The following is a 14,863-nucleotide window of genomic DNA, read 5'->3' on the forward strand; positions in this document are numbered from 1 at the left end:
CGGCATACAACACGCGCCGCCCCGGCGGGCGGTGCACCTCCCCTATCCCGGCGGGCGGTGCACCTCCCCTATTCCCGGCATGCTTTTCGCCGGGATCTCGCTCAGCGCACGGTGTGGACGATCAGGACGTCCGTGCGGGACTTGCGGGCTACGTCCGAGGGCACCGAGCCCAGCAGCCGCCCGGTGAGGGTGTTGAGCCCGCGGTTGCCGACGACCAAGAGGTCGGCCTCGACCTCCTTCATCAGGGTCAGCAATGACTCCACGGGCTCGCCGACGATGGCCTTCTCCACGATGTTGGCGGCGCCCGCGGCGGCGGCGCGGTCCCGTGCGACGCGCAGGATCTCGTTGGTCGGCGCGGAGCCGCGCACCTGGTAGGCCTCCTCCTTGAGCACATCGGCCGCGGCCGCGATATCGCGATCATCGGTCGGGTAGTACGCGCAGGCGATGTACAGGGTGGCGCCCGCGTCACCGGCCAATGCGGCGGCCTTCTCGACGGCGACATACGACGAGTCCGAGCCATCGGTACCGACGACAATGGATCGGTAGGCGGTCATCTCTCCTCCAAACGTGCAACGGGTCGGATGCCGTCGCGTTTCGCCCGCTACTGCGGGCACCGCGCGGCAACTGCGCTAGACCATAACCGGTGCCAGGCCGGAAATATCCCAAATCGCAACACATCACACCCGCGTGCCGAGTAACGCGCAGCACACATTCGCCGACCGGCCACGGAAAGGACCCGCACTACCAGCGGCGATTCCGGTAATGCGGGGTGCCGTCGCGATCCACAACACCGGATCGAACGGTATTGTGCCACTGGGATTTTCGTCACAGCACCGCATTTCGGGAAGTTGTCCGCGGCGCGTTGTCCCGGGTCCGGCGCAGGTCGGGGGCGGTTCGTGAGAATTCACAATTGTGCCGTCCCCGCCGCTGCTGGTAGTTCGCCCGGAAATGCCCGTTATTGCCGCGAATAGCTCCACTGTTCCATCAACCGAGGCTGAAAAGCGGCCCGGTGATCGTCAATCCGAGATCGGACACGTGCGCGAAGAAGGCGAACAGCATGAGCGCCGCGCCCGCGAGTGCGAGATCCTTGTTGAATTGGATCATCTCGGTCTGCTTGGCCTGAGCGTCGGATTCCTTCCAGAACGGATGCATCAGGACCGCGGTCGGCAGCAGGAACACCAGCAGCAAAAGCGCCCCGAGGTCGGCCCACACGCCGAGCAGGATGCTCACCGCGCCCAGCACCTGCAGCACGCCCGATCCGAGCACCGCCAGTTTCGCGGCGGGCACGCCCTTGCTCTCCGCGTAGGGCGCCATCGCGTCGGACTGGGTGAGATGCCCGAACGCCGAACCGAGGAACAATACGACGAACAAGATCCGCCCGATCAACACCAGAACATCCATGGCCCACGCTCCCTCTGACTTGTCGGCAGGTCGGCGGCACTCGACGGCAGGTCGCCTGCCGGGGCTGGTAATGCAGTATTCAACTACCTTCCCGGCGAAAAATTCCCGGCAGTACGAAGAATACCGAGGTCCGGGACTTTTCAGGCCGGTATGGCAGCGGCAAGTCCGTCAGCGGTCATAAAGCAACCACGGTGCGCGCGTACTCCAAGGGCGCCATTCCGACCTCGTTGGCGAACTCGCGGGAGAAGTGCGCCTGATCGAAGTAGCCGAGGTCGAGCGCGAGGGCCGCCAGGTCGGCGGTGCGGCCGTCTGAGAGCAGCTGGGCGCCGTCCTGGAGGCGGTAGCGGCGCAGCACCCACTTCGGGCCCGCGCCCACGTATCGGCGGAACAACCGCTGCAGGGTGCGAATCGGCACGTCGAACCGCTCGGTCACCTGGTCGACCCGGGTCAGGTCGCGGTCGGATTCCATCGCGGCGACGATGCGCAGCAGCGATCGGTAGGACTCGTCGGCCTGCGCGTGGCGGGCCGCCTCGGTGAAGAAGTCCTCGACGATATCGCGACGCCCCTCGAGAGTGGGTTCGGACAGCACCTTGTCGCTCAGCCCCGACGCGGCGGGCAGCACCTCGGTGAGTTCCACCGCCGTATCCCGGAACGAGCCGACCTCGAGCCCGGTGAAGGCGCCGAAGCCACCGACCCGGAATTTCAGGGCGAAGGTCTCCCCCTGCCCCGCCAGCTCGCGGGTGAACTTGCTGGTGCAGACGCCGTTGACCCAGCCGCCGCTGCGGGTGTGGCTGCGTTCGAAGGTGACGTTGACGCACGGGAACGGCAGCACCTCGGCCACATACGGCGGGCGGCCCCGCAGATCCCAGCGCACCGACCAGTACCACTCGACGAACCGGGACATCTCCGGTCCAGCGGGCAACCGTTCCAGAGTGCGGTGCCGCGCCTGTTCCCGCGGATGCAGGATGCCCTTGGCAACCTCGGGCGGCGGCACCGGAATCAGCTCGGGGGCACCGTCTTTCGCGTCGCCTGCCGCACCGGTCACCGGCGCCTCCCGGGAGGGAAGCACAGCTGTCGCGTTCTTACAAGACCCTTGCGCCGCCACCGACGAGAGTGGGTTCCATGACGAACACCGACACAGTGAATCCCATCGCCGAGGGCTACCACTCCATCACCTGCTTCCTGGCCGTCCCGGACGGCAACAGGGCCATCGAGTTCTACACCGCCGTCTTCGGCGCGAAGGTGTTGAGCCGCAACGACATGCCCGACGGCCAGCCCGCACACGCCGAACTGCGGATCGGCGACTCGACCATCCAGATCGGCATGCCGGTGCCCGAACACGGGGTGCAGGCGCCGAACGGCGAATGGGTGCACACCAGCATCGTGCACTACTGCCCCGACGTGGACGTGGTGATCGCGCTGGCCCGCGAGCACGGCGCCCGCAGCGCCGACGACCCGCAGACCTTCGTCACCGGCGACCGCTACGGCGCGATCAACGACCCGTTCGGCCACCGCTGGGTGTGCATGACGCGCGTCGAGGAGGTGTCGCGGGAGGAGGCGGAACGCCGGGTGAACGACTGGATGGCCACCCAGTCCTGAGCGCGCCGCACCGCTCATTTCAACCCGGCCGCATCCATCCCGCGCAGCTCTTTCTTCAAATCCTGGATCTCGTCGCGCAGGCGACCGGCCAGCTCGAACTGCAGCTCGCGGGCGGCGTTCATCATCTGGTCGGTGAGCTCCTTGACCAGGTCGGCGAGTTCGGCGCGCGGCATGCTCTTGATGTCGCGGCCCTCGTACACGCCCGCGCTGACGGCGCGCCCGGGTTCGCCCTGGGCGCGCCGGCCGCGGCTGGCGTTGCGGCCGGAGCCGCCGACCTCCACCTCGGTCTCGTCGGCCTCCTTGTAGACCTGGTCGAGGATGTCGGCGATCTTCTTGCGCAGCGCCCTGGGCTCGATCCCCTGTTCCTCGTTGTAGGCGATCTGCTTGGCGCGGCGGCGCTCGGTCTCCTCGATGGCCTGCTGCATGGAATCGGTGATCTTGTCGGCGTACATGTGCACCTCGCCGGACACGTTGCGCGCGGCGCGGCCGATGGTCTGGATGAGGCTGGTGGAGCTGCGCAGGAAGCCCTCCTTGTCGGCATCGAGGATGGCGACAAGCGAGACCTCGGGCAGGTCCAGGCCCTCGCGCAGCAGGTTGATGCCGACGAGCACGTCGTACTCACCCAGCCGCAGCTGCCGCAGCAGCTCCACCCGGCGCAGGGTATCGATCTCCGAGTGCAGATACCGCACGCGGACCCCGAGCCCGAGCAGATAGTCGGTGAGGTCCTCGGCCATCTTCTTGGTGAGGGTGGTGACCAGGACGCGTTCGTCGCGTTCGGTGCGCTCGCGGATCTCGTTCACCAGATCGTCGATCTGGCCCTTGGTCGGCTTCACCACCACCTGCGGGTCCACCAGGCCGGTCGGGCGGATGACCTGCTCGACGAACTCGCCGCCGGTCTGGCCCAGCTCGTAGGGGCCTGGGGTCGCCGACATGTAGATCGTCTGCCCGATGCGGTCGGCGAACTCCTCCCAGGTGAGCGGCCGGTTGTCGACCGCAGACGGCAACCGGAAGCCGTACTCGACCAGGTTGCGCTTGCGCGACATGTCGCCCTCGAACATGCCGCCGATCTGCGGGACGGTCACATGCGACTCGTCGATGATCAGCAAGAAATCCTCGGGGAAGTAGTCGAGCAGCGTGGCCGGGGCCGATCCGGCCGGGCGGCCGTCGATATGCCGCGAGTAGTTCTCGATGCCGGAGCAGAATCCGACCTGGCGGATCATCTCGAGGTCGTACTGGGTGCGCATGCGCAGCCGCTGCGCCTCCAGCAGCTTGCCCTGGCGCTCGAGTTCGGCCAGCCGCGCCTCGAGTTCGGCCTCTATATCGCCGACCGCCCGCTCCATCCGCTCGGCGCCCGCGATGTAGTGCGTGGCCGGGAAGATGCGCAGGTTGTCGACCTGGCGCACGACATCTCCCGTGAGCGGATGCAGGTAGTACAGGGCCTCGATCTCGTCGCCGAAGAACTCGATGCGCACCGCCAGCTCCTCGTAGGAGGGGATGATCTCGACCGTGTCGCCGCGCACCCGGAACGAGCCGCGGGTGAACGCCATGTCGTTGCGCGTGTACTGGATGTCCACCAGCAATCGCAGCAGCCGGTCGCGGTCGACCTCACCGCCGACCTCCAACTGCACCGAGCGATCCAGATACGACTGCGGCGTGCCCAGGCCGTAGATGCACGACACCGACGCCACCACCACCACGTCGCGCCGCGACAGCAGGTTCTGCGTGGCCGAGTGCCGCAGGCGCTCGACGTCGTCGTTGATCGAGCTGTCCTTCTCGATGTAGGTATCGGTCTGCGCGATGTACGCCTCGGGCTGGTAGTAGTCGTAGTAGGAGACGAAGTACTCCACGGCGTTGTCGGGCAGCATCTCCCGCAGTTCGTTGGCCAGCTGCGCGGCGAGCGTCTTGTTCGGCGCCATCATCAGGGTGGGGCGCTGCATCTTCTCGATGAGCCACGCCGCCGTCGCCGACTTGCCGGTGCCGGTGGCGCCGAGCAGCACCACGTCCCGCTCCCCCGCCGTGAGCCGGCGCTCCAGTTCGGCGATCGCGGCGGGCTGGTCGCCCGCGGGCTTGTGCTCGCTGACCACCTCGAACCGGCCGTCGGCCCGCTCGATCGCACCGATGGGCCGGAACTCGGAATGCGCCAGCGGTGTGTTCCCCTCCGCGGGGACTTCGGTTGCGAAAGCCATGCCAACCAGCCTAGGACGAGCCACCGACAACAAACAGCAGAGCGCGCTGTCCAACCCGACACGCCCGGGCGGCGGACAACTGCCATATGGAATGGATCACAGCCGCCGCGGACGCGGCGGCGCTGTCACACCGGGCGCGGCACACTTCCGGCGCACGCGCTCGTCCGGCGCGCCCGCACGACGACCACGCCCGTGCGGATCGGCCGGGCGCGCTCCGGACGCGCTGCCGGGCAACCGAACCCACCCGCGGCGGGCGCGGCAGCCTGGGCGGCGAGGCCGAAAACCGTGCCGAGATCCCGATTTCCCGCGGCCGCCTCGGGAAGACCTCGGGAAGGCATTGCACCACAGCGCGATTCGTGGCGACCCGAGGCGCGGCACCCCACCCGGGCAGCCGCCGAGGGCTGGCCACCGGCCCGGAGACCCCGCCTGCCCGCCCGCCACGGCGCCGCCCCGGGCAGCCGCCCGCGCGCCGGTAGCCAGCCCCGCCCGGCACCGCGACGACCGACCCCGGACAGCCCCCGCACGCCATCGAGATGGTGTCCGAATTGTCCGGCGCTACAAGAGCATTCACAATTCTCAGCAAATATATGACATGACATTATTCACCAGCTCTGGCTCGCCCTCCAGCGATTGCCCGGGTGTAATCTGATCCGGTCCAAGACGTCGAGAGGACGGGTGTCATGGCCGTTTTGCCTGCACTACGCGTCACACGGCCCGCGGTCACGGATACCGCGGAGCGGACCGCGCGCGGCTCGCGCACACGTGACGGAGTCATCGAACACAACGGAGTCGCAGCCACTCGGACGAGCGACAGCAGACCCGATCCGCACCACGACGACGCCGCCAACGGGTCGGCCCCCGCGCACCGCCCCCGCGTCGAGTACTTCGACCTCGCCGATCTCACCATCACCGACGCGCGCGGCTTCGTCCACCCGGTCGAGCGGTATCACGTCGAACCGTGGGGCCTGTACCTGATGCGCGCGGCCGACACGCCGCCGAACCGCTACACCGAGACCTGGCTGCTCCCCAAGCTGTCGGTCCGGGTCGGCATGCAGCACGTCAACGCCGCCCACGACCGCGATCCGCACTACCACATCAGGCTCGGCGACTACGCCCGCATCGAGCCGAAGCGGTGGGCCGCGCACGACCACTACATCGAGCTGGTGGCCCGCAACGGCCGCCCCGTCGAAATGCACGGCGTCGCCGATCTGCTCGCCGCCCACGCCGCCGACTGCCTCGGCGGCCCGCAGGCACAGCGCATCATCGAGCATGCCAACACCGTCGTGGCCGGGATCGCCGCGCACGACCACAGCGTCGAGCGCTGGCTGCGTTCGCACGGCATCACACTCACCTGGCTGTAAGCCCGCGAGATCGCCAACGCCGAGAACCCGACCGCGATCCTGGGTAGATTTCGACATATGACCCAGGCGCACGCGGTGGACCTGCACCGGCCCAAGGTCGAGTACTTCGATCTGGCCGAACTGACCAACACCGACCCCAAGGGGTTCGTCCGGCCGGTCGAGCGGTATCACGCCGAGCCCTGGGGGCTGTACATGGCTCGGACCGCCGACCATCGCGAGTTCCACTATCTGGAGTCCTGGCTGCTGCCGAGCCTGTCGATCCGCGCCACGGTGTTCCACTACAACGCCACCCACGACCGCGACCAGGACTTCTACCTCGATATCGGTGAATTCGGCGCGGTCGCGCCCGACCGGTGGAGGTCCGTCGACCACTACCTAGACATCGTGGTGCGCACCGGCCGCGATGCCGAACTGCTCGATATCGACGAGTTGCTGGCCGCCCACGGCGCGGGCTATCTCGAACCGGCCGAGAGCGAGCGGGCCATCGCCGCGGCCACCACCGCGATCGACGGGATCGCCAGCCACGGGCACGATTTCGAACGCTGGGTGGGCTCGCTCGGCCTGGAACTGAGCTGGCTGTGAGCGACTAGGGCAGCTCCCGGCTCGCGAGCACGCGCGGGTAGATCTCGTCGAACCAGGGCGTCTTCACCTCGAGGTACGCCTGGACCGCGGGCTCGCCGGTCAACCCCGCCGCCGCCGTCTCGGCCTTCTGCTTTACGGCCAGATACTCCTCCAGCGCGGCCGGATCAGCCCGCAGCCAGTCCCGGAAAGCCAAGGCCCACTGCTGATTCGGCCATCCGTCGACACGCACGTGCACATTCGCCGCCCGGCCCGGGTCGGCGTTGACATGGACGCGCTTACCCCACACCGCCGGATCGGAGCCGAGCTTCGGATCGTCGGTCGTATAGGCCTCGACGCGCGGAAATCCCGCCGCCTCCAACGCCTCTCGGAGTCCGTCGGCGGCCGCGAGGTCCGCGACGGTGACCTGGATGTCCAGGACGTCCTTGGCGGGCAGCCCCGGCACCGCCGTGGATCCGATGTGGTCGATGCGCCGCGCCTCGGCCCCGCACGCGACGGCGAGGCGGGCGATGAGCCGCTGCGCCTGTTCGGCCCAGGTCGGGTCCGGGCCCACCAGCCGCACCTCGCCGCGCGGCGCCTGGACGCGGTCGCGCAGATTGCGTTCGAACGGCACCAGCCGGTGCTCCCACAGCGCATCCACCTGGAGTTCCAGTTCGGCGGTCTCGCCGCTGTTGTCCAACAGCACATCGGCCGCGGCACGGCGCTGGTCGTCGGTGGCCTGCGCCTTGATCCGAGCCAGCGCGTCCGCCCGGGCGATATCGCGGAACTGCTCGAGCCGGTGCACGCGGGTCTCGACGTCGGCCATGACCACGACCACGAGATTCATCATCGCGCCGAGCCCGTTCTCCACCAGCAGTGGAATATCCTGCACGACAACCGAATCCGCGGGTGCGGCGGCGAACAGTTCGGAGGTGCGGCAGCCCACCAGCGGGTGCACGATGCCGTTGAGGGTGGTGCGGGACTCGTCGTCGGCGAACGCGCGCGCCGCCAGCGCCGGGCGATCCAGGCTGCCGTCGGCGGCGAGGATGCCGGATCCGAACGCCTCGACCAGCGCCGAAAGCCCCTCGGTACCTGGGGCCACCACCTCGCGGGCGATCACATCGCTGTCGATCAGCACGGCGCCCCGCTCGACAAACAGCCGCGCGACCGTCGACTTGCCCGCTCCCATGCCTCCGGTGAGACCGATACGCAACATTCGACCAGTTTCGCATCTCGGCCCGGACGAGCCCGCGGCGGCTCAGCTCCGCTGATTACCCAACCCATCCGCATTTCTCACACCGGTATCAGCAATTTACTCATTCCGTGATGACGGCGATATCAATTCGCAACTTCTTCCGGCCGATCCAGACCTGGGGTCGGCAACTTTCCGACACGCCGGGACAAAAGTCGCGCAAAATACGCGGCCCCACACTTTTGTTCCGCTAATGTTTCGCCGCAGGCGATCCAGGCCGCATCAAGCAAGCAAAGGAACACCATTGGGCACCAGAAACATCCAGACGGGTCGCCACCGGCTGGGCACGCCAGGCACGGCACACTGCATCAAGATCCCCGAAGTAGCAAGCGCACTGGCCGAGTTTCGCCGCCCGTGGCTCACCGCCCTGATCAGCCCCGCCCGCCACAGCCTGGCCGCCATCCGCAAGCGCACGGCGGATGCCGCGGCGCAGTGGGTTCCCGCGACGGCCAGCTGACACCTACACGATCGCGCCGCTCGGCCGCCCCCGCGTCCCCGGATCCTGCACCGGCATGCTGTTCGGCGGCACCGGATATGGCACACCCTGCCCAGCCGTACCGAGCGCGATATTCGGCCCGCATTGCGCGAGTGCGGCATCGGCACGAGGTTTCGGGTCCGTGATCCGCGGCGGCACCGCGTCGGGACCGGTGGCGAAATCGAATGCCGTTGTCATATCGTCGGTGACACCGCGCCGCCACGACGTCAGATTGGGCACCTCGACGCCGAAACGGCGCTCCAGCAAACGCAATTGCGAGGTGTGGTCGAAGGTGTCCGAACAGACCAGGCCGCCCCGCGAATACGGCGAGACGACCCAGCACGGCACCCGGTAGCCCAGCCCGATGGGACCGGTGATGCCCTTGGCGGCGGGCAGCCGGTTCAGATCGACGGTGAGGAACTCCCCCGGCGTGCCCGGCGGCGGCGTGGGCGGGGTGACGTGGTCGAAGAATCCGCCGTTCTCGTCGTACATGACGATCAGCGCGGTCTTCTCCCACACCGCCGGATTCGAGGTCAGGATGTCGAGCACCTGCATGATGCCGACCGCGCCCAGCGCCGGGGGCAGCGCGGGATGCTCGCAGTTGACCAGCGGCGGAATCACCCAGGACACCGCGGGCAGGCGGTTCGCGGCCGCGTCGGCGGCGAAGTCGTTCGGATAGACCGGCGCCTTACCGCGTTGCGCCAGTTCGGAATTCGGGTCGGCGGCCTGCTTGAAGCAGCCCATCATGCCGTCCAGGATCACCGAGGAGATGGGGCCGACATCCCGATTGTTGTAGATCTTCCAGCTCACCCCAGCCTCGGACAGATTCTCCGGGTAGGTGCGCCAGCTGTAGGCGTTCTGCGGGATCAGGGTCGGCGTCTCGATCAGCGGGCCACCCGCCGCACCGTCCGGATCGATGGTGGCCGAGACCCAGTACAGCCGGTTCGGGTCGGTGGGCCCCAGCACCGAGCAGTGGTAGGCGTCGCAGAGGGTGAACGCGTCGGCCAGCTCGTGATGTATCGGGATGTCCTCGCGGGTGTAGTAACCCATTGCGGCAGCGGCGTTTCCGGGGCCCACGCTCGCGACCGACATCGGCATCCAGCCGTCGTTGCGGCCGCCGTTCCACGCCTCGTGCATGCCCGCCCAGCTGTGGTCCGGATCGTTGACGCATTCGCCGTCGAGCGTCGCGCCCCGGGTGGTGTCGAGCCGGAACGGCAGCTGGTAACCGTCGGCGGTCGGCCCGACGCCGGGGGCGTAGCCGTACTGCTGCCAGGAGGGCGACGCCTCGCCGAACCCCCGCACCCCCGACATGGTCCCGAAGTAGTGGTCGAAGGACCTGTTCTCCTGCATCAGCAGCACGAAATGCTCGATATCCCCGAGCCCGCCCATCCCGGCCGGGTCGGCGGCATGCGCCCGCTCGATGATCGGGCTCGCCCACGACGCCAGCGCCCCCACACCTCCGGCGGCCATCGCCTTGGCCAGGAACTCACGCCGATTGATGCCGTCGAAGAGAGCCACGCTGTGCCGACCTCCCGCCGCGTCCGGACCATCTCAAAGTCTGAAAAGGGTTAGTTTCAAGAATCTTGCCGAGAATAGCTCACCCGCAATAACAGACGACGGCCCCGGTCACACTGACCGGGGCCGTCGTCTCAGCTAATGCCGCACGCCCTACGCGTTGCCGGACAGCTTCTCGCGCAGCGCGGCGAGCTGCGCGTCGCTGGCCAGCGAACCGCCGGTCGACTCCGGCTGCGCGGCCGACTCGGACCGGGCGCCGCCGCTCTCGGAGGAGTAGTTCGACGAGCCGCCGCCATTCGCGGCCTCGGCCGCGGCGTCGGCCGCCATCTTCTCCATCTGCGCGGTGTGCATCTTGTGACGACGCTCCGCCTCGGCGTAGCGGCCCTCCCACTCCTCGCGCTGCTTCTCGAAGCCCTCGAGCCACTCGTTGGTGTCGGGGTCGAAGCCCTCGGGGAAGATGTAGTTGCCCTGCTCGTCGTAGCTGTCGGCCATGCCGTACTTCGACGGGTCGAACTCGGCGTGGTAGTCCTCGTTGGCCTGCTTCAGCGACAGCGAGATCCGGCGCCGCTCCAGGTCGATGTCGATGACCTTGACCATCGCGTCGTCGCCGACGGAGACGACCTGGTCCGGGACCTCCACGTGGCGCTCGGCCAGCTCGGAGATGTGCACCAGGCCCTCGATGCCCTCCTCGACGCGCACGAACGCACCGAACGGAACCAGCTTGGTGACCTTGCCGGGCACGATCTGGCCGATGGCGTGGGTGCGGGCGAACTGCCGCCACGGGTCTTCCTGAGTCGCCTTGAGCGACAGCGAAACCCGCTCGCGATCCAGGTCGACGTCGAGCACCTCGACGGTGACCTCCATGCCGACCTCGACGACCTCGGAGGGGTGGTCGATGTGCTTCCAGGACAGCTCGGAGACGTGCACCAGGCCGTCGACGCCGCCGAGATCGACGAACGCGCCGAAGTTGACGATGCTGCTGACCACTCCCTTGCGGACCTGGCCCTTCTGCAGCTGGTGCAGGAACTCCGAACGCACCTCGGACTGGGTCTGCTCGAGCCAGGCGCGGCGGGACAGGACCACGTTGTTGCGGTTCTTGTCCAGCTCGATGATCTTGGCCTCGATCTCCTTGCCGACGTACGGCTGCAGATCGCGGACGCGGCGCATCTCGACGAGCGAGGCGGGAAGGAAGCCGCGCAGGCCGATGTCGAGGATCAGACCACCCTTCACGACCTCGATGACGGTGCCCTTGACGGCCTCGTCCTTCTCCTTGAGCTCTTCGATGGTGCCCCAGGCCCGCTCGTACTGCGCCCGCTTCTTCGACAGGATCAGCCGACCCTCTTTGTCCTCCTTGGTGAGGACCAGGGCTTCGACCTCATCGCCCACGGAAACGACCTCGGCAGGGTCGACATCGTGTTTGATGGACAGTTCGCGGGAAGGAATGACACCTTCGGTTTTGTAACCGATGTCGAGCAGAACCTCGTCCCGGTCGACCTTGACGATGGTGCCTTCGACGATATCGCCGTCGTTGAAGTACTTGATCGTCTTGTCGATGGCGGCGAGGAAGTCCTCGGCGGAGCCGATGTCGTTGACGGCTACCTGCGGCGAGGTCACGGTGGTGGGCATATGTTGGGTTGCTCCGGACGGATTGTGGTCGGTAGTGGACATGTGGACTTTCGGTTTTGCTGTGAATCCACAGCGATGGAACTAGCGTTGGTCGTGCACACAGCGCATCGCTGCGACACAGCACAACGCTGTACTCATAGCAGGCGGAACTCACAGCGCGCGCGGCCTCGATACGCAAGTACCGAAGACACTCGCGGGAAACAGCGTACGCGACGTGAGTTGCGGCAAGCAAACACGGGTCCCCCCTTGTCAGATGGCTACTCTTACATGATGCCCGAAGATCATCCCGACGTGCGCCACGCCCAGGCGAACGCCCTGCTCGGCACCGCCGCGGTGGCGCTGACCGAGATCGACTCGGTCGGCAGCGAACGGGCCAACCGGCGCTGGTGGGATGCCGACGCCGCGCAATATCACGACACCCACGCCGACTTCCTCGGCGTCGACTCCCCGACCGGAGAATTCGTGTGGTGCCCGGAGGGTATGCACGAAGGCGATTGGCATTTGCTCGGCGATATCTCCGGTAAGCGGATCCTGGAAATCGGTTGCGGCTCGGCGCCGTGCTCGCGGTGGCTTTCGGCACATGGCGCGCACCCGGTCGGCCTGGATGTCTCCGGTGCGATGTTGCGGCGCGGACGCGCGGCGATGGAACGCGGCGGGCCGCGGGTTCCGCTCGTCCAGGCCGGGGCCGAGGCGCTGCCCTTCGCCGATGCCTCGTTCGACCTGGCGTGCTCGGCGTTCGGGGCCGTGCCGTTCGTCGCCGATTCCGCGCTGGTGATGCGGGAGGTGGCCCGGGTGCTGCGGCCGGGCGGGCGCTGGGTGTTCTCGGTGAATCACCCGATGCGCTGGATCTTCCCCGACGACCCCGGGCCGAAGGGTCTGCGCGCCAGTCTCTCGTATTTCGATCGCGCCCCGTACGTGGAGGTCGACGGCGACGGCGTACCGATCTACGTCGAGCACCACCGCACCCTCGGCGACCGGGTCCGCGAGATCGTGGGCGCGGGCCTGGTCCTGCGGGACGTCATCGAACCGGACTGGCCCGAGTGGCTCGACCGGGAGTGGGGCCAGTGGAGCCCGCTGCGCGGCGAAATCTTCCCCGGCACAGCAATTTTCGTCACGGAGAAGCCGGCGGGCCGCTAGGCCGGCGCCCCGCGCGCTTTCGCGACCCACTGCCCTGCCGGATCTGCCCGCCCTGCCGGATCTGCGTCAATGCTTCGGGATCGGGCGAGTCTCCGCCCCCGCGACGGTCTCGGCGTCCACCGACGCCGATCCGCCGGTCAACGAGCGGCCCGCATGTCCCCGCCCGGACGGTATCGCCGTCGTCTCCGCCGCCTCGGAGGGCACCCGCGGAATGGCCGCTGAGTGTGGCTCGTCCGGCACCCGCGGAATCGCCGCAGACTTCGGGTCGTCCGGCTCGGACGATTGTTCTGTATTCGCGGGCGAGCGGGGGCCGCTCCCGCCTGGGGGCGCCGGCGAATCGGACGACAAGCGCCCGGCAAGCCCCCGGATCGGCCCGGTGGGTATGGCCGCGGTCTGCGCGGCACTCGCCCGCTCGGCGGCGTCCTCGAAGGTCGGACCCGCCGGAAATACCGTGGTCTCGGCGGAGTCGGACGGGAATCGGGCGCCGCCCTCCGAGGCGGAACCGGCGGGGATCGCCGTGGTCTCGGCCGAACTCGCCGAGCTGTCGCTGCCCGGCGCGGATTCACGCTGCGCGGCGGACTCCAGGTCTTGCGAGGGCAGTCGCGCCGACCCGGCAGGCATGGCCGTCGTCTCCGGCGCGTCCTCCGGTAACCACGGGCCACGCTCCGACGGCGAGCCTGCGGCCAGGAATCGGGAACCGATATCCGCAGGCCTGCCCGTCTCACCCGCCGGTTCCCGCGGCGCGCTGCCCAGCGCCATCGCGGTGGGGATGGGCGCGGTTTCGGTGGCGTCCATCGGGGACTGCGGGCTGCTCAGGGAGCCGCGGGCGCCAACGTCGGTCGTGGCGGACCCGGGATCGCCCGCCCCGGTCGCCTTGGCGAGCAATGCCGACCGCCGGTCGACGCGATTGGGCGTCGCGCCGATCGGCGAACCCGCGTACTGCCTGGCGGCCGCGGGGAGCCGCGAGATGCTGCTCGGGACCGGACGATCGGCATCGGGCGCGACGGGGGCCGAAGCGTCGCCGGTGGACATCGGCGCGGGTTCCGCCGCATCGGCCGTGTTCGGCGAGTCCACCGTCGAGTGGCCCACGGCGGGAGCCACCGCCTCGGCCGGATCGTCGGCGGGCTCGGGTACGGTCGCCGGGCCGGTGAACGGCGGCAGCGCGGCGAAGCGCGGGTCGACCTGCGCGGTGCGGCTGATATGCGAGATCCAGCGGCGGGCGCGGCTGAGCGGGTGATCGGGGAACTGCGGATCCCAGTGCGCGTCGTCGGCCACGTTGTAGGGCAGCTTGCCCTTCACCTCGGGCGCGTACGGGTGCGCCGGAAACATGTTCTGGAAGCCCACCTTCGGCACGACCGCCGCCTCCCGTACGCCGGAGCGGCCGGTCTCGCGGCACATGATCTTCAGAATCGCGCTGCAGGTGGCCTTCGGCAGCACGATCCCGGCCGTGAAGCCCAGCCCGGGCCGGTCCGGCAGCGGGAACTTCTCCAGCCGCAGCAGCGCGGGCTGTCCCGCCACAGTGAGTACGTGCGCCTCGATCAGGCAGCCGAACTCGGACTGCAGTTCGGTGAGCCGGCGGCGTAACGCGTCGATGTCCTCGAGGGGCACCGGAAGGTCGGGGACGGCATCGACGTAGGCGAGCGTGACCAGATCGCCGGTGGCAGGGTTTCCCCAGGTGCTTGGATCGAGTTGCTGCAGTCCGCCGGTTTCGAACGCGATAGGCACGCGACCACGTTACCGATTCGACGCATAG

At 68.4% G+C, this 14,863-nt stretch carries 14 protein-coding genes; 5 read left to right on the forward strand and 9 right to left on the reverse strand.

The window, feature by feature from the left end; all coding sequences use genetic code 11:
- Nucleotides 1–101 precede the first annotated feature (101 nt).
- The 3 genes from ACYVLQ_RS13780 to ACYVLQ_RS13790 all read right to left on the reverse strand — a co-directional run bounded on the left by ACYVLQ_RS13780 (nt 102) and on the right by ACYVLQ_RS13790 (nt 2,446).
- A complete protein-coding gene (locus ACYVLQ_RS13780) occupies nt 102–554 on the reverse strand; it encodes a universal stress protein (protein WP_460697843.1) in 453 nt (150 codons plus the stop codon).
- Between the two features lie 430 nt (nt 555–984).
- Nucleotides 985–1,401 carry a DoxX family protein gene (locus ACYVLQ_RS13785; RefSeq protein ID WP_460697844.1) on the reverse strand — a complete coding sequence of 139 codons (417 nt, stop codon included), beginning with the start codon at nt 1,399–1,401 and terminating at the stop codon, nt 985–987.
- 175 nt (nt 1,402–1,576) lie between these two features.
- Entirely contained in the window at nt 1,577–2,446 is an 870-nt protein-coding gene (locus ACYVLQ_RS13790; RefSeq protein ID WP_460697845.1) for an AraC family transcriptional regulator, read from the reverse strand.
- 77 nt (nt 2,447–2,523) lie between these two features.
- Here ACYVLQ_RS13790 and ACYVLQ_RS13795 point away from each other — a divergent pair, with 77 nt between their 5' ends.
- A complete protein-coding gene (locus ACYVLQ_RS13795; RefSeq protein ID WP_460697846.1) occupies nt 2,524–3,000 on the forward strand; it encodes a VOC family protein in 477 nt (158 codons plus the stop codon).
- Between the two features lie 14 nt (nt 3,001–3,014).
- Here ACYVLQ_RS13795 and uvrB read toward each other — a convergent pair whose 3' ends face one another.
- Nucleotides 3,015–5,186, reverse strand: a complete 2,172-nt coding sequence (uvrB, locus tag ACYVLQ_RS13800; RefSeq protein ID WP_460697847.1) for an excinuclease ABC subunit UvrB — start codon at nt 5,184–5,186, stop codon at nt 3,015–3,017.
- A gap of 125 nt (nt 5,187–5,311) precedes the next feature.
- Complete coding sequence (locus ACYVLQ_RS13805) at nt 5,312–5,524, reverse strand: hypothetical protein (RefSeq protein WP_460697848.1); 213 nt, start codon at nt 5,522–5,524, stop codon at nt 5,312–5,314.
- 342 nt (nt 5,525–5,866) lie between these two features.
- Between ACYVLQ_RS13805 and ACYVLQ_RS13810 the strand changes: the two genes are divergently transcribed.
- Both ACYVLQ_RS13810 and ACYVLQ_RS13815 read left to right on the forward strand, forming a co-directional pair.
- A complete protein-coding gene (locus ACYVLQ_RS13810; RefSeq protein WP_460697849.1) occupies nt 5,867–6,547 on the forward strand; it encodes a hypothetical protein in 681 nt (226 codons plus the stop codon).
- 57 nt (nt 6,548–6,604) lie between these two features.
- The gene (locus tag ACYVLQ_RS13815) at nt 6,605–7,129 is read left to right on the forward strand and encodes a ribonuclease FAU-1 family protein (protein ID WP_460697850.1); all 525 of its coding nucleotides are present in this window, start codon (nt 6,605–6,607) and stop codon (nt 7,127–7,129) included.
- A 4-nt stretch (nt 7,130–7,133) separates the two neighbouring features.
- Here the strand turns inward: ACYVLQ_RS13815 and coaE are convergent, their stop codons facing one another.
- A complete protein-coding gene (gene coaE, locus ACYVLQ_RS13820) occupies nt 7,134–8,321 on the reverse strand; it encodes a dephospho-CoA kinase (RefSeq protein WP_460697851.1) in 1,188 nt (395 codons plus the stop codon).
- Nucleotides 8,322–8,601: 280 nt separating this feature from the next.
- On the opposite strand from coaE, the gene ACYVLQ_RS13825 reads away from it, so the two are divergent.
- Entirely contained in the window at nt 8,602–8,814 is a 213-nt protein-coding gene (locus ACYVLQ_RS13825; RefSeq protein ID WP_460697852.1) for a hypothetical protein, read from the forward strand.
- A 3-nt stretch (nt 8,815–8,817) separates the two neighbouring features.
- On the opposite strand, the gene ACYVLQ_RS13830 is transcribed toward ACYVLQ_RS13825, so the two are convergent.
- A complete protein-coding gene (locus ACYVLQ_RS13830; protein WP_460698248.1) occupies nt 8,818–10,302 on the reverse strand; it encodes a phospholipase C in 1,485 nt (494 codons plus the stop codon).
- 198 nt (nt 10,303–10,500) lie between these two features.
- Nucleotides 10,501–11,973 carry a 30S ribosomal protein S1 gene (gene rpsA / locus ACYVLQ_RS13835; RefSeq protein WP_460697853.1) on the reverse strand — a complete coding sequence of 491 codons (1,473 nt, stop codon included), beginning with the start codon at nt 11,971–11,973 and terminating at the stop codon, nt 10,501–10,503.
- A 270-nt stretch (nt 11,974–12,243) separates the two neighbouring features.
- Here rpsA and ACYVLQ_RS13840 point away from each other — a divergent pair, with 270 nt between their 5' ends.
- Nucleotides 12,244–13,110, forward strand: a complete 867-nt coding sequence (locus tag ACYVLQ_RS13840) for a class I SAM-dependent methyltransferase (RefSeq protein WP_460697854.1) — start codon at nt 12,244–12,246, stop codon at nt 13,108–13,110.
- Nucleotides 13,111–13,176: 66 nt separating this feature from the next.
- Here the strand turns inward: ACYVLQ_RS13840 and ACYVLQ_RS13845 are convergent, their stop codons facing one another.
- Nucleotides 13,177–14,835, reverse strand: coding sequence for a hypothetical protein (locus tag ACYVLQ_RS13845; protein WP_460697855.1), 1,659 nt, complete (start codon nt 14,833–14,835; stop codon nt 13,177–13,179).
- Nucleotides 14,836–14,863: the final 28 nt, after the last annotated feature.

This window comes from Nocardia thraciensis (genome assembly GCF_054782435.1).

Coding starts and splice junctions, on each gene's coding strand:
- ACYVLQ_RS13780 (WP_460697843.1), bottom strand. CDS start 554: ATGACCGCCTACCGATCCATTGTCGTCGGTACCGATGGCTCGGACTCG.
- rpsA (WP_460697853.1), bottom strand. CDS start 11,973: ATGCCCACCACCGTGACCTCGCCGCAGGTAGCCGTCAACGACATCGGC.
- ACYVLQ_RS13815 (WP_460697850.1), top strand. CDS start 6,605: ATGACCCAGGCGCACGCGGTGGACCTGCACCGGCCCAAGGTCGAGTAC.
- coaE (WP_460697851.1), bottom strand. CDS start 8,321: ATGTTGCGTATCGGTCTCACCGGAGGCATGGGAGCGGGCAAGTCGACG.
- ACYVLQ_RS13795 (WP_460697846.1), top strand. CDS start 2,524: ATGACGAACACCGACACAGTGAATCCCATCGCCGAGGGCTACCACTCC.
- ACYVLQ_RS13785 (WP_460697844.1), bottom strand. CDS start 1,401: ATGGATGTTCTGGTGTTGATCGGGCGGATCTTGTTCGTCGTATTGTTC.
- uvrB (WP_460697847.1), bottom strand. CDS start 5,186: ATGGCTTTCGCAACCGAAGTCCCCGCGGAGGGGAACACACCGCTGGCG.
- ACYVLQ_RS13830 (WP_460698248.1), bottom strand. CDS start 10,302: ATGGCCGCCGGAGGTGTGGGGGCGCTGGCGTCGTGGGCGAGCCCGATC.
- ACYVLQ_RS13805 (WP_460697848.1), bottom strand. CDS start 5,524: ATGCCTTCCCGAGGTCTTCCCGAGGCGGCCGCGGGAAATCGGGATCTC.
- ACYVLQ_RS13840 (WP_460697854.1), top strand. CDS start 12,244: ATGCCCGAAGATCATCCCGACGTGCGCCACGCCCAGGCGAACGCCCTG.
- ACYVLQ_RS13810 (WP_460697849.1), top strand. CDS start 5,867: ATGGCCGTTTTGCCTGCACTACGCGTCACACGGCCCGCGGTCACGGAT.